This window comes from Wolbachia endosymbiont of Wiebesia pumilae (assembly GCF_017869285.1).
Taxonomy (GTDB): domain Bacteria; phylum Pseudomonadota; class Alphaproteobacteria; order Rickettsiales; family Anaplasmataceae; genus Wolbachia; species Wolbachia pipientis.
The window spans coordinates 1009198-1021885 of sequence record NZ_CP054557.1 but is presented as its reverse complement, the minus strand read 5'-3'; the positions used below and the strand labels follow the sequence as shown (position 1 = coordinate 1021885).

The window sequence follows — 12688 nt, the reverse complement described above, 5'->3', positions numbered from 1 at the left end:
AACAATAAGCTTAGATACTCTAAAAAAAACTTTAAAATATGTCTAAATTTTCCCAAATAGGATGAATGATTATATCACCTTGTTCTGCAATGAGGTAGAATTTATCGATTTTGCTCACATCTATATTTATCATTTTTACACTGAAATTTTCAGGATCATAAGTATTACTTTCTACACTTTTGTGATAATTATAATAATGTAATTTATTTTGATCATCAAAATAACCAAATTCATCAGCAAAGGTTCCCACTTTTCTACCTTTACCACTTTTGACTAGCTCAAATAGATCAATTACATGGTTTTGGGATCCAGGCTCAATAGGCCCTTCTGCAGCAAAAAATTTAGGTGCATGACCAATGTATTCCTTAAATTTTAGATTATGAGTCTTTTTTACACTACCAAAATCCACAAATTTATATTCATCTGAAATACCAGAATATTGTGGATCATACTTTTTATATTCAAAAAACTCATTACCTAAAAAATTACAAAACGTTAATTTATAATTATCATGATCGGATTTTACGACTTTAAGGTAATGAAAATCTCCAGGAATCTTTACTTCCTCTTCCGTAATATGATTACGTACAACAAGCTCACCATTTAGCATATGATAGCCAATTTTTGGCAAAGTAGCTATATTGATTGTCTTGTTTAGCTTAAAATTTGCTTCATAAATGCCACTTAACAACTCCTTTCCTTTTTCTAGGGTTATGTCTTGATCTGAAGCTATATTCTTAATTAAGCTTAATTTTTTCTGCATGTTCAATATGGCTTTCGTCAAAACTTCTATTGATTGCCATACAGTTAATTTATTATCAGTCAAATTATATACTTCGAGTATTAAATTAACAGAATTTTATCATGAATTTATGTTAAAAGTATTATACTTTGTAAACTTATGTCATGATATTAACTACATTAGCTAAAACATGCTTTTTATCTAAGTGGAGTTGCTTTGCGGCAACGAAAAGTTCATCTATTTTTTTCCACTGACTTAGCAGAATTTCAACACCATTTACCTCTCTCTTTATGCTTTCTAAAATGAAGGCCTGAATTATATATGATGCTAGTTCTAGTTCGATTTCGCTATTAATTACTTTATTAATCATATTGGGATTCTTTAAATCATGAAGAAATTTATAAAAGCATTTGTATGCTTCATAAGCATCACTACTTATTGTATTTATTATCATTCCTGGCATTCCAGGAAATAAAGTAATCATTTCGTCAAACGTTTGATTATCAAATTTACATTGAGATGAAGCAACTTGCTTTGTTTCATCATAAGTTAATGGGAGTAAATTTAGCTGAAAGCACCTACACCGGATAGTGGTTTGTATATCATATGGCTTATGGCTAATTATAAATATCTTAGAATTTTTTGGCGGCTCTTCTAATATTTTCAATATTGCGTTTTTAGCGTTATTAGTCATTGCCTCTAAGCTATCTATTATAGCTATTTTGTGTTCTGATTGAATGGGACTTAAGTGTAGAAAGTTTTTCATTTCTCTGACTTTTTCTATTCCGATAGTATCACCTTCAACAATGTGTAAGTCCAATGCTACTTCATTATAGTTTTTTATGAGTAACCAATTGGAGAAGGATTTTGCAAGTGTTGCTTTTCCTATACCTTTTTTACCACAGATCAGCCAAGACTGAACAGATAAGTTGTTCATTATTTTTTTTTTGGCTTGGTTGTGGCCTATTACTTTTTTCATTCTTTCTCCTATAGATTTTAGTTTGAAAATGCGTTGTTTACTGTTTGTAATGAAATTGCACCTTCCCTTAAAACCTTAATCTTATCTTCGGTTAAGTCAATAATAGTAGATTCTATACCAGAAATTAGTTCGTCATCTTCAATCACTACAGATAAATGTTGCTTAATGGATTGTGGTATATCGTTTGCCTTACATACACTTTCTTTTCCTGAAATATTTGTACTAGTTGCAACTATTGGAACTTTCAGTTTGTTTAGTATTGAAATTGCAATAGGATGCTCAGGAATTCTGATACCTATACTATCTTTAAAGAATTCGTTTGGCAATATGTTGTTGTTTTTAAGTGGTAAAATATAGGTAATTGGTCCAGGAGAAAAGTGGTTTATTAAATCAATATATCTTTCCTTTACCTTTGCTATTTTTGTCAAATTGTAAATATCACTAACAAATATAGACAGTGGTTTATTTTGAGAGCGTTTCTTTATCTGATATATTTTTCCTATAGATTCATTATCTAGTGCATTACAAGCAAGAGCATACACTGTTTCTGTTGGAAAACACACTAATAAATTGTTCTGTATTGCATTTATTATTTTAGATACCATATAGCTAAAAACTTATTCATAACAACTAGATCAGTTTTGTTGCACTGTATCTTATATAGTAACTGCTAGTTTTTGTAAACGTAATGCAACGCAGCTTACCATTTGTTATGCAGATTTGCTACAACCCAAACTCTTCATTGACTTTATCAATTATTGCCTGTGGTGGATCCTCTCCCCATCCTGAATACAAAATCTCTCCATAGTCTGCAACATCTATAGAGCCAGTTCTGCTTTTTGCTAGAAACATTTCTCTTTTCTCTTTATCAACTAATACATAATGCCACGCTGATTTTCCACGATCTTTACCACGGACTAAGTATATAAGATCTGACCTACTTCTTTTTGTTGCATCAGCAAAAGATCTTTCATTGACAGTTCTGCTTTTACTTTTTATGCCGCCACTTTCAGAAAAAGCTTCCTTGGATTCGGTTTTTTTGCCTGCTAATTCAGAAATTTTTCCTTTTTCCCCTAATGCCCGTTCTTTGGTGTTTTGAGACGAATACTTACTGGAAAAACCTTCCCCTGTACCGCCAGGAGTCCTGTTTGTGAAACGCTTAGTAAATGAATTATTGTCGTTGTTTTCTGCCATAAAAATCTCCAAACTTTAGATTGTAGAATCCAAACTTTTACTACACTTTATCATATGTTAATTAAATTAATATAAATGAAAAATAATATAGTAATTATTACAGGAATTACGGCCTCAGGTAAATCAGAATTATGCGATAACCTGAGAGAAAAATATGGAAATATTAGTATAATAAATTGTGATTCAAAGCAGGTATACAAAGAAATTCCCATAATTACTGCTCAACCACTAAAGCAAGAAGAATTTTATAAATTATATGGTTATGTTTCAGCAAAAGAAAATTATTCCGTGGGTCTATGGTTAGAGGATTTAGAAAAAGAAGTTAATCACGCATTAGAAAATGCTCAAATACCTATCATCACTGGAGGAAGCGGGCTTTACATCAGCAGTTTAATCAAAGGCTTATCATCAATGTCACAAATAAGTCAGAAAGTAAGGAAAAATGTAAGCGAATTAAGGAAAAATTTAAGTAAAGAGGAGTTTTACAAATTAGTGCTAAGCAAAGATCCAAGGATTCAAGGTAAAGTATTCATGAATGACTCGCACCGCCTTTCAAGGGCACTTGAAGTTATCACTGAAACTGGCAAGTCGATTTTCGTATGGCAGAAAAATCGACAGCCTCCTTTATTCAATAATTTTAAGATATATACAATTTTGCCTAAACGTGAGGATGTATACCAAAAAATAAATTCTCGTTTTATCAAAATGATTGAAAATGGAGCAATTGATGAAGTAAAAAAGCTACTTAACATGAACCTAGCCCCACATTTGCCAGCTATGAAAGCACACGGAGTGCCAGAAATTATAAAGTACTTGAAAGGTGAGATTACTTTAGACGAAGCGATACAGATTGCTCAAACCAATACAAGACACTACGCGAAACGTCAGTATACTTGGTTTAAAAATCAATTTCCGAGTTCTAAAGTAATTGATTGTGCAAATAAGCTTACAGAGATTGAGATATCTTAATCATTATCAAGGCTAAGTCCTACCCTTATCGTGGGTAAGTGACTCTACACTGTTCACTTTCAGTTGCTTATCCAAGTCATGCTCTATTTTCAACTTAAATCCTAGCTTCTCGCAGAATTCGTAAAAATACTCCTTAATGACATCAAATAAATTTCTGCCATCAATTTTGTAATCTCTCAATTTTCGAGGAACAGTGAGCGACAATTTACCATCTTCATATGTTACATCTTTGTCACCTTGAGACTTAAGTGTGAATTCTAGCGAGCTATCCAATTTACATAATTCTTCTTCCAGTTCTGCAAAAGTGCGAACTGCAATTTTTTCTTCAATTCTGATTGCCGCATGACTTGGATCACTACAATTAATATGTGTTACATGATTAGACTGAAACAATAACCCATATGTTTCAGCTAAATGAAGGATAGGTCCTCCTTTACCATACAATGCACCCACATAAGCAGCCTGGTTACAATTAGTGATTAGTTCTTCTAGAATAGAATCATTTGGAACTTCTGCTTCAGCATATTCAAATAGCTCTGTAAAAACTTGTTTTACAAATTGGCGGTACTTATTTTTGTCATTTGAAATGAGGTTGGTATGTTTATTATATAATTCATCAACAAGCTCTTTTGTTATAACTTTGTTCTGAATAACAAGTTTCATTCTTGGAAGATCTACGTACATAGTTGCACCAGAATTCGCTTCAGCATTATCTTTACCAGCCCTCAACCTGCTAAAACCAAACTTTTCTGCTTGAGCTCTTAGTGTAACTATTGGATTTTCCTTTTCTTTTGGTGTAGAGCTGTTCATCATTAATACCTTGATATAGACTGCTAATGGTATAATAATACATAAAAATGATTAATAAGTTAATAAAATACCTACTATAAGCCCTATGATAGCAAATATAGTTAGGGGTAACTTAGGCTTACCGACGATTTTAAAAACAACAAATTCGTCATTCCGTTACGTGTTAGCGGCTGAGATACCGCGAATGAATCGCGGTATAACGTTAGAGAGCTGTGCTAGCTATAGTGCATACCTGACCATAAGGTGACAAGATTTTAAAAAGGCTCTATAACAGTTTTACACATGTATGAATCTCAATGAGCAATCAGATTTTTCTAAATAGCAGGCTGGAGAATATACCTAAATTTCATTCCGCAATATTACCTAAACTTTGTGGTGGGGACAAGGTGGTGGATCTGCTGTTTTATAAGCCACTTAGTTATGTGGATAGAAGCAAGTTACTATCTGATGCTCGAGTTGGAGAATTTACAACTTTCATTGCAAAAGTTTATGAACATCAGTCGCCCACTTTTAGAGGTAGACCATATAAAATAGTCGTTGAAAGTGAGAGTCAGTATATATTCATAGTCTTTTTTAATTACTCAGTTAAGTATTTATATAAACTATTTCCAATTGGAGCGAATGTGATCATCAGTGGCAAACTCGAAAAATTTGCTGAACATTGGCAAATTACTCATCCAGATTACGTGTCGCTTGACATCAACCAATTTAAAGAAATAGCTTGCATAGAGCCAGTTTACCAATTATGCCGTGGCATTACCAATAAGCGCATTGGGAACATAATAAGCTCTAATCTAAAGGAATTGCCTGATTTACCAGAGTGGATAGATGATACATTAATCAAGCAAAAAAAATGGTTAAGTTGGAGGGAAAGCATCATAAAGTTGCACAGACCAAGCTCATTGGCGGAAGCTGAGGTTTGTAGAAAAAGGCTTGCTTATGATGAATTGTTTGCGTATCAGCTAGCGCTGAAACTTGCAAGAAAAAATCATGTGAAAGAAAGGGGAAGAGAATTTATAATATTGAGTAAATACAAAGAGCAAGTTTTAAATGAATTGTCGTTTCAATTAACAAATGATCAAACTCGTGCAATAGATGAGATCTCAGAGAGACAAAAATCCAAGTATCGCATGATAAGCTTGCTGCAAGGTGATGTTGGTAGTGGCAAAACCGTAGTTGCACTTTTTGCAATGATAAATGTGGTAGAAAACAACATGCAGGCAGCTCTAATGGCACCGACTACTATCTTGGCGGAGCAACATTATAATTGGATTGAGGAAGTTTTATCCTGTACCGATATAAAAGTTGCGCTGCTTACTGGTAAAACTTCGCGCAAGGAAAGAAAGATTATCATGAACGAACTTGCAAGTGGTGTTTTAAATATAGTGATTGGCACTCATGCACTATTTCAAGCTAACGTTACATTTAAAAATTTAGGGCTTGCAGTCATAGACGAGCAACAGCGATTTGGAGTGATGCAGAGAAATCGCTTGGTAGGAAAAGGAGAAAATGCCGATATACTTTTCGTTACTGCAACTCCCATTCCAAGAACCTTGCAGCAAGCTATGTATGGTGATGTTGAATGTTCAATTTTGAAAGAAAAACCAAAATCCAGATTGCCAATAAAAACTGTAACTATGAACATTAGTAGGGTGCCAGATGTTATTGAAAAGCTAAAAGGTGCTATAAACAGGGGCGAAAAAGCATATTGGATTTGTCCATATATAGAAGAAAACGAAGAGACCAATATTGCTGCAGCAGAGATGCGTTTTCAGGAATTACAAAAAACATTTCTTGATAAAGTCGGGATAATACACGGAAAATTGACTCAGGAGCAGAAAGATCAAGTTATGTTTTCCTTCAAAAGGAATGAATTTTCTCTGCTTGTTGCAACCACTGTGATAGAAGTTGGTATAGATGTGCCAGATGCAACCATCATGATTATAGAAAATGCAGAGCAATTTGGGTTATCACAATTGCATCAGTTAAGAGGCAGAGTAGGGCGAGGAAACAAGCCATCTTTTTGTGTATTATTATACGATAATTTAAGTAAAAGCTCATCTTCAAAGTTAAAGATCATGTGTGAGTCACAAGATGGATTTTACATTGCTGAAAGGGATATGATGCTAAGAGGCAGTGGAGATATTTTAGGCACAAAACAATCAGGATGTATGGAATTTAAATTTGCTGATTTATATCAGGACAAAGAGCTGCTCAATCTCGCGTATAATAACGCAAAAGGCGCAATGGCTGATTTTGAATTACTGCTTGATATATTTGAATATAGGAGTAGATTACATTTTTCAAAATTTCAGTAGAAAAACCAGGTAGCCCGCAGAAACAAAAAAACTTACTTGACACCCTTCGCCAACCCCCTTATCATGAAACTGAAGCTATTGTATTTGCTTTCGCCAATCTGCAGATTAAAAGGTAAGGATTACTTAATGTATCGGCGTCTTATGTTCAATTTTTTGCAGTATATAGATACTGTATGTCTTTACAAAACTTCATCTACATCTAGATTTTTATCTAAATAAGCTGAACGCGCTTATAAAGCGTTACAAGACATCAAAAAATGCCAATACTCGACAGAGATAGTAAAAGACTAGCTAACTCGGGGATTCTTTGTCTTTTTTTCTGCTTAGTAAATTTCTTAAACATTTGCAGCGTAAGTTAGTTGCAATTAAAAGCGGCTGAATCTCGCTTGTCAAGCGTTTAAAACATAAAAAACGCCAATATTTTAAAGCGGATAATAACCACGGGGCTTCTTTTGCCTTTTTTTTCATTTGGTAAATTTCTTAATGTTTATGGCTAAACGACAACCGTCATCCCGCTGCTTGTTAGCGGAATCTGCTGTGGCGACATAAACTCAAATCATTTCAAATTTCAATCCAAAGAGGTATCATTATGTCAAACAACTTCAATTTTAAAGAATTTTTTAACCACTATGAAACAAATAGTACGTCAGATGATATACAAAGGTATTATTTGCTGTGGAAATCAGTAATAGCGCAGGCAATGATTGATGCAGCAAGTCACTGCAAAAAAACAGAAAGCTTGGTAGAAAAACGTAAGGCAATTTCTTGGTTATCAGACTTTAGTCAAGATTTTGTGCACACATGTATATTGGCTGATTGTGATCCGGTATACGTAAAAAATAAAATACAGCCAACCTTAAAAAGCCTTACTAGATAAAGCCTTTTTATATACTTAATGAGGTTTACTCCTTTTACCGAAAAAAATATAATTCAATCTCCTATCTATAGTTGCCTCTATATCTTTGATTAATAGCTGCTTTATCATGTTTACTTTTCGCTTTGCATCTTGAGCTTGACGCTCATTGTTACCACTGTTATTGCTGTAATTATTCTTATCACTATAACTACTGCCACTTGGTTTGCTACTGTTACTGAACTCACTACCCTTTTTTCTTCTTGTGTTGAGTATCTGTATTATCTTTTCCTTTAAAAAGGACTTCCAGCCTGTGCCAAGTAATAATTTATAGAGAAAATGCGGAGTAAGAAACGCCACTAATATTCGAATAGAAATTCCGTAACCGAGATCTTCCCTATTTTCATAATACCACTTGCAATATTGAAACAAACGGTAAAACGCATTTTTGAAAGAGCAAAATTCTACAGCATACCAAAAACCATTGCTGAGAAACATGAGCACAATGCTGAATGTGTAAAGATACATTGTGAAGAGAAACAGTTTCACAATTATATCTTTGAGACTACCTAATATATAATTCAATAATCTTAATTTATAGAAAAGTGATATCATTTCACACCCACTTCAATATGGCTGGGGTGGAAGGATTCGAACCTTCGCGTGGCGGTATCAAAAACCGCTGCCTTACCACTTGGCTACACCCCAATACTACTTACATCAATAACACTATTAGCCCAATTAGTAAAAGATTTATTTGCTTTTTCTATGGGCATCACAGCAATAGCTGGCTGATCATAAGAATGCATTGCTTCGATTTTTTCTACAATTTTATCAACTTGATCATTCCTGCTCTTCATAATTGCCACTACTTCACAACTATTACTAATTTTACCTTCCCATAAATACAGAGAATTCACTTCGGGAAATATATTTACACATACAATTAATTTCTCGTTTAACAATTCTTCAGAAACAGTTTTAGCTTCCTCAAAATTTGAAAAAGTTGTATAAACCAAAACTAAATTATTCATTAGTAGCTACATAAATGCATTGCTACTATACTCTACCGAGATTTATTCATCAAGAGAAAATAACGCCAGCGCGTACTGTATGAACATTTGTTTGCAAAGGTAGTATGTTAAGTGTTATAGCTAGTTTGCCTCAAACGTAAAGGTGTCATCCCAGTGCCCCTGTGATGTCATTCCAGTGCTTGACACTGGAATCCAGTTTTCCATATAATCTCATCGAAAACGTTGTAACCACTTTCTATGCTAGTTTGCTTGTAAACAAGCAAACTTTCCTGGATCCCAGTGGGCTTTGTTGCATCGCTAGCTATGATGGATAAAGATAAAAAAGATAGGGAATATCAGTAGCTTATTATTCTGGTATTTATAACAAGAACGGTCAATGAATACCTAAATTTGAGTAAAAGAAATTTCACTACCATTTACCAATCCGGCTAAAATTCAAGAATTTCAATGCTTTAGCTATTTTCAATAGAATTAAATTTATTAATATAAATAACAAATTACTATTCTTAAATTTGATCAGATTGATTGCAAAAAAACAAGATTTTCAATAGGTTGCTTATAATCCTAACTATAGTTAGCCTTTCATAAGTAGCGATGCAACAAAGCCATCCCAGTGTCAGCTACTCGGATGACACCTTTCCTAGCAGAGAAATCACAATGTTCATACGGTTGTACGCATACCGCTGGGATCTAGGATTTTTCTATAGTTTAAAAACAAAAAAAGGACGTTACTCATTGAGTAACATCCTTTTGGAGAAGGTAGAAGTTTTACTTATTACACTGTTCCTGGAGTTGCTGTAGCTCTTGAGTTGACAGGTTCTGCACTAGGTTGATCTAGAGATGCGCGTCGTTTTGCCAACTTTTCTTCGAGTTCTCTGTCAAATTCTTCTTTTAAAGGAAGAACTTGTTTTCTTGTTAGCGTAGAAGAACCAGAACCCATTCCACTATCAGTAGAATTACTGTGAGTGAGAGTTCTGTTACTCAAACTATCCAGGTTTTGCTCCACAATAGGATCACTGAGAACATCTTCACTGAAAGAACTTTGTCCATTTAAGTTAGTTAATGAGGCGCTTCTAGGTAGTTCTGGTGGAGCAACTGGAGTAAGCTTAGGAGTTAAGCTACTAGATGAATTGCTTCTACGGACTGTTGCAAAGTTCTGAGAATCTGAATCAGAGACAGTAGCAGTACTTTCAGTTCCTATAGAATTTAGTGAATTGCTTTTTGACAAGCTGTTAGATTGTTCAGAGCCTTTTCTTCCCAGTGAAGAGAATGATGATGACACAGACCTAGTTAAACTTTTGACAGAAGGCCTGTTAGCTTTTTTCTCTGCTCTGTCAAACATATTGCTTACGCTTGAGTACAAATGATTTTCTCTACATTCTTTAATAACCTTCTTAATTTCATCGTGATGTTCAGAGAAAACACTGTCGATGAAATAACTACCTTTAGGTAATGACCTTTGTGTTAACAAGTTATGCAAGCTTTTTTCATTTAAATTATTAATGAATTCTTTCTGTACTTGCCATCCAGAAGTATGTTCAATCTCCCCTGATTTTGCCTTCTCTGCCATTTTTAAATCAATTTCTGACGATATTCCAGAAAGTATATTTTTCACTAACCCAGAATTATTTCCTTTATCAGCAAAAATTGCTTTCATATCATTTCTTATTTCGTCAGATTTCTTAATTGCATCTGGAGTAAACCTTTTTACCTTATCTAAATAGTCCGTCTCACCAGATGCCTTATGGAACTTATTTGCCACTCCTTCGCCTACAAAACTAGCGCCTTTTTTCAGTGAATCTACTGAATGTTCATAACCTTCTTTCACCTTATCTTTAACATGCATAGCACCATCTCTAACTTTTCCAGCAGCGTATGTTGATGCGTCCTTAACTTTCCCAGCAGTATATTTCGCCCCATCAACTGTTTTTTCTGCTGACCACTTGAGCCCTTTATATCCAGATTGAACTGCTTTTACAGCGACTTTTACAGCGAAATATAAAGCAAGACCAACTATAGCACCCGGTATAGCAAGTGTTGCACCAACTGCCAAAAGTGGTAGTACTGCCGTAAATAACCCACTTGCTGTACTTACTACAAGAATCTTATCTCCTTGTTTCATCTTAGAGAATTCTGTATCTCCTTTTAACAGGTCAGTCATTCTTTCTTTTAGCTTCTTGTGATCATTAGCAATATCTGAATTTGGTAGATTTTGCATCGTTTTATTCAAATCAAAACTATCTTCTGGTTGGTTTTGTTGAGTTCCAACAGAATTTGAATTTTTTTCATTATGTAACATTTTAAACCTCACTATTAATTAAATATATTATATTGTACACCCTCGATTCTTAAGTTAGTGTTAAATTGATTGCCAGTATTTATTTGTCTTCAAATAATTTCGCTTGACGTGTTTTGTGGTAACATAGAAAATTAGGTCAAGAAGCTGCAGCATTTATGAAGTATAGAAAAAGAACACTCATCTTTTTGGCTGTTATAACTTTAATAATAATAGCTTTACTATTTAGGTATAATTCCCATTTTCACAAAGACGTAGTGCACTTAAAGAGTGACAACAAAGAATTCAAAAAAAAGCCAGAAAATTCCATAGAGTCGACCATATTACATAGAGAAAAGGAAGTGTACGATCATGTTTTCCATCCTGATGATTAATTTGTAAATAAAATAGCAATTTATGTTTGCATTTTCTTATTAAAGAAGTAATATTAGCGTATTAATTATAGAATCAATCATTATGTTTGATGATAATAATCCTTGGAATCTGGGAAAGAAACCGGTAGGGAACAAAACTCCTAATAATGAAGATATTTTAAGTAAAGCTGTATCTGATATAAGGTTCTTTCTTAATGGATTAACCAGAAACAGGGGCAAAAAACCTTATTTCATCATTTTCATTATTTTGCTGTTCTATGCTTGCACTGGCTTTTATATTGTCCATCCTAGTGAAGAAAGTATAGAACTTACCTTTGGTAAATATTCTAATACAGAAACACCTGGTTTGCGTTATCACTTCCCCTACCCTATTGGCAAGGTTTTTAAAGTGAACGTTAAGGAAGTAAATCGTGAAGAAATTGGGGTAAGTAGTTCTTATGGGCGAGATACAGATCGCGGTGAAGGCGTGATGCTAACTGGAGATGAAAATATAGTCAACGTTAACTTCGAGGTTCAGTGGCGCGTTAGAGATGCTAAGGACTATTTATTCAAAGTGCGGGATTACAAACCCGGTTTCAGTGTTAAAAATGCTGCTGAAAGTGCCATGAGAGAAATAATAGGTAAAAATACGATCTCTTTTGCACTTGGTCAAGGCAGACCAGAAATTTCTAGAGATACTAGAATTCTATTGCAGCAGATTCTTGATGGATACCAAATGGGTATAGAGATTTTATCTGTTCAAATGAAAAAAATTGATCCACCAGAAAAAGTAATCAGTTCGTTTAGAGATGTACAAAGTGCTCGTGCAGACAAAGAGCGTACTATAAACGAAGCATATGCTTATAATAATGATATTATACCTCGAGCAAAGGGTGAAGCGATAAAGATAAAATTAGATGCACAAGCATATGAAAATGAAATAATAAATGAAGCAAAAGGTAATGCAAATCGCTTTTTATCTCTTTATGAGGAATATAGACAGAATCCTTCTCTCGTTAAGAATCGTATTTATCTTGAAACTATGGAAAATATTTTCAGTAAGGTAGACAAAGTTGTTGTAACTGATGATCTGAAAGGTATGTTTTCTTATTTACCTCTTACAAATTTAGGAAAATAACC

13 protein-coding genes and 1 tRNA gene are annotated in these 12688 nt (G+C 33.9%); 5 read left to right on the top strand and 9 right to left on the bottom strand.

Features of this window, described 5'->3' with window-relative positions; all coding sequences use genetic code 11:
• Nucleotides 1–31 precede the first annotated feature (31 nt).
• From HUB92_RS05360 to HUB92_RS05345, 4 genes are all read right to left on the bottom strand, one after another.
• The gene (locus HUB92_RS05360) at nucleotides 32–826 is read right to left on the bottom strand and encodes a hypothetical protein (RefSeq protein ID WP_022626354.1); all 795 of its coding nucleotides are present in this window, start codon (nucleotides 824–826) and stop codon (nucleotides 32–34) included.
• A 73-nt stretch (nucleotides 827–899) separates the two neighbouring features.
• A complete protein-coding gene (locus HUB92_RS05355) occupies nucleotides 900–1721 on the bottom strand; it encodes a DNA polymerase III delta subunit-related protein (protein WP_038199127.1) in 822 nt (273 codons plus the stop codon).
• Between the two features lie 17 nt (nucleotides 1722–1738).
• Nucleotides 1739–2326, bottom strand: a complete 588-nt coding sequence (locus tag HUB92_RS05350) for an L-threonylcarbamoyladenylate synthase (RefSeq protein WP_209472623.1) — start codon at nucleotides 2324–2326, stop codon at nucleotides 1739–1741.
• A gap of 118 nt (nucleotides 2327–2444) precedes the next feature.
• Nucleotides 2445–2915 (bottom strand): hypothetical protein, encoded by a 471-nt coding sequence (locus HUB92_RS05345; protein ID WP_010082479.1) that lies wholly within the window; start codon nucleotides 2913–2915, stop codon nucleotides 2445–2447.
• Nucleotides 2916–2990: 75 nt separating this feature from the next.
• Between HUB92_RS05345 and miaA the strand changes: the two genes are divergently transcribed.
• On the top strand, nucleotides 2991–3884 hold the full coding sequence (gene miaA, locus HUB92_RS05340) for a tRNA (adenosine(37)-N6)-dimethylallyltransferase MiaA (RefSeq protein ID WP_209472621.1): 894 nt from the start codon (nucleotides 2991–2993) through the stop codon (nucleotides 3882–3884).
• Between the two features lie 12 nt (nucleotides 3885–3896).
• On the opposite strand, the gene HUB92_RS05335 is transcribed toward miaA, so the two are convergent.
• Entirely contained in the window at nucleotides 3897–4694 is a 798-nt protein-coding gene (locus HUB92_RS05335) for a hypothetical protein (protein ID WP_209472619.1), read from the bottom strand.
• Nucleotides 4695–4990: 296 nt separating this feature from the next.
• Here HUB92_RS05335 and recG point away from each other — a divergent pair, with 296 nt between their 5' ends.
• Nucleotides 4991–7012 carry an ATP-dependent DNA helicase RecG gene (recG, locus tag HUB92_RS05330; protein ID WP_209472617.1) on the top strand — a complete coding sequence of 674 codons (2022 nt, stop codon included), beginning with the start codon at nucleotides 4991–4993 and terminating at the stop codon, nucleotides 7010–7012.
• A 589-nt stretch (nucleotides 7013–7601) separates the two neighbouring features.
• Nucleotides 7602–7889 carry a hypothetical protein gene (locus tag HUB92_RS05325; RefSeq protein WP_007549783.1) on the top strand — a complete coding sequence of 96 codons (288 nt, stop codon included), beginning with the start codon at nucleotides 7602–7604 and terminating at the stop codon, nucleotides 7887–7889.
• 15 nt (nucleotides 7890–7904) lie between these two features.
• Here HUB92_RS05325 and HUB92_RS05320 read toward each other — a convergent pair whose 3' ends face one another.
• From HUB92_RS05320 to walE1, 4 genes are all read right to left on the bottom strand, one after another.
• A complete protein-coding gene (locus HUB92_RS05320; protein ID WP_010962863.1) occupies nucleotides 7905–8480 on the bottom strand; it encodes a hypothetical protein in 576 nt (191 codons plus the stop codon).
• Between the two features lie 18 nt (nucleotides 8481–8498).
• Nucleotides 8499–8573, bottom strand: a tRNA-Gln gene (locus HUB92_RS05315).
• The gene (gene cutA / locus HUB92_RS05310; protein WP_006279213.1) at nucleotides 8564–8899 is read right to left on the bottom strand and encodes a divalent-cation tolerance protein CutA; all 336 of its coding nucleotides are present in this window, start codon (nucleotides 8897–8899) and stop codon (nucleotides 8564–8566) included. The genes HUB92_RS05315 and cutA overlap by 10 nt, the downstream gene beginning before the upstream one ends.
• Nucleotides 8900–9674: 775 nt before the next feature.
• Nucleotides 9675–11198 (bottom strand): actin bundler, encoded by a 1524-nt coding sequence (gene walE1 / locus HUB92_RS05305; protein WP_010082451.1) that lies wholly within the window; start codon nucleotides 11196–11198, stop codon nucleotides 9675–9677.
• Nucleotides 11199–11353: 155 nt separating this feature from the next.
• Here walE1 and HUB92_RS05300 point away from each other — a divergent pair, with 155 nt between their 5' ends.
• A complete protein-coding gene (locus HUB92_RS05300; RefSeq protein WP_006279848.1) occupies nucleotides 11354–11569 on the top strand; it encodes a hypothetical protein in 216 nt (71 codons plus the stop codon).
• A gap of 82 nt (nucleotides 11570–11651) precedes the next feature.
• Nucleotides 11652–12686, top strand: a complete 1035-nt coding sequence (gene hflK / locus HUB92_RS05295) for an FtsH protease activity modulator HflK (protein ID WP_010962866.1) — start codon at nucleotides 11652–11654, stop codon at nucleotides 12684–12686.
• The last annotated feature ends 2 nt before the right edge of the window (nucleotides 12687–12688 follow it).

Coding starts and splice junctions, on each gene's coding strand:
- walE1 (WP_010082451.1), bottom strand. CDS start 11,198: ATGTTACATAATGAAAAAAATTCAAATTCTGTTGGAACTCAACAAAAC.
- HUB92_RS05300 (WP_006279848.1), top strand. CDS start 11,354: ATGAAGTATAGAAAAAGAACACTCATCTTTTTGGCTGTTATAACTTTA.
- HUB92_RS05335 (WP_209472619.1), bottom strand. CDS start 4,694: ATGAACAGCTCTACACCAAAAGAAAAGGAAAATCCAATAGTTACACTA.
- HUB92_RS05325 (WP_007549783.1), top strand. CDS start 7,602: ATGTCAAACAACTTCAATTTTAAAGAATTTTTTAACCACTATGAAACA.
- HUB92_RS05320 (WP_010962863.1), bottom strand. CDS start 8,480: ATGATATCACTTTTCTATAAATTAAGATTATTGAATTATATATTAGGT.
- miaA (WP_209472621.1), top strand. CDS start 2,991: ATGAAAAATAATATAGTAATTATTACAGGAATTACGGCCTCAGGTAAA.
- hflK (WP_010962866.1), top strand. CDS start 11,652: ATGTTTGATGATAATAATCCTTGGAATCTGGGAAAGAAACCGGTAGGG.
- HUB92_RS05355 (WP_038199127.1), bottom strand. CDS start 1,721: ATGAAAAAAGTAATAGGCCACAACCAAGCCAAAAAAAAAATAATGAAC.
- HUB92_RS05350 (WP_209472623.1), bottom strand. CDS start 2,326: ATGGTATCTAAAATAATAAATGCAATACAGAACAATTTATTAGTGTGT.
- HUB92_RS05345 (WP_010082479.1), bottom strand. CDS start 2,915: ATGGCAGAAAACAACGACAATAATTCATTTACTAAGCGTTTCACAAAC.
- cutA (WP_006279213.1), bottom strand. CDS start 8,899: ATGAATAATTTAGTTTTGGTTTATACAACTTTTTCAAATTTTGAGGAA.
- recG (WP_209472617.1), top strand. CDS start 4,991: ATGAGCAATCAGATTTTTCTAAATAGCAGGCTGGAGAATATACCTAAA.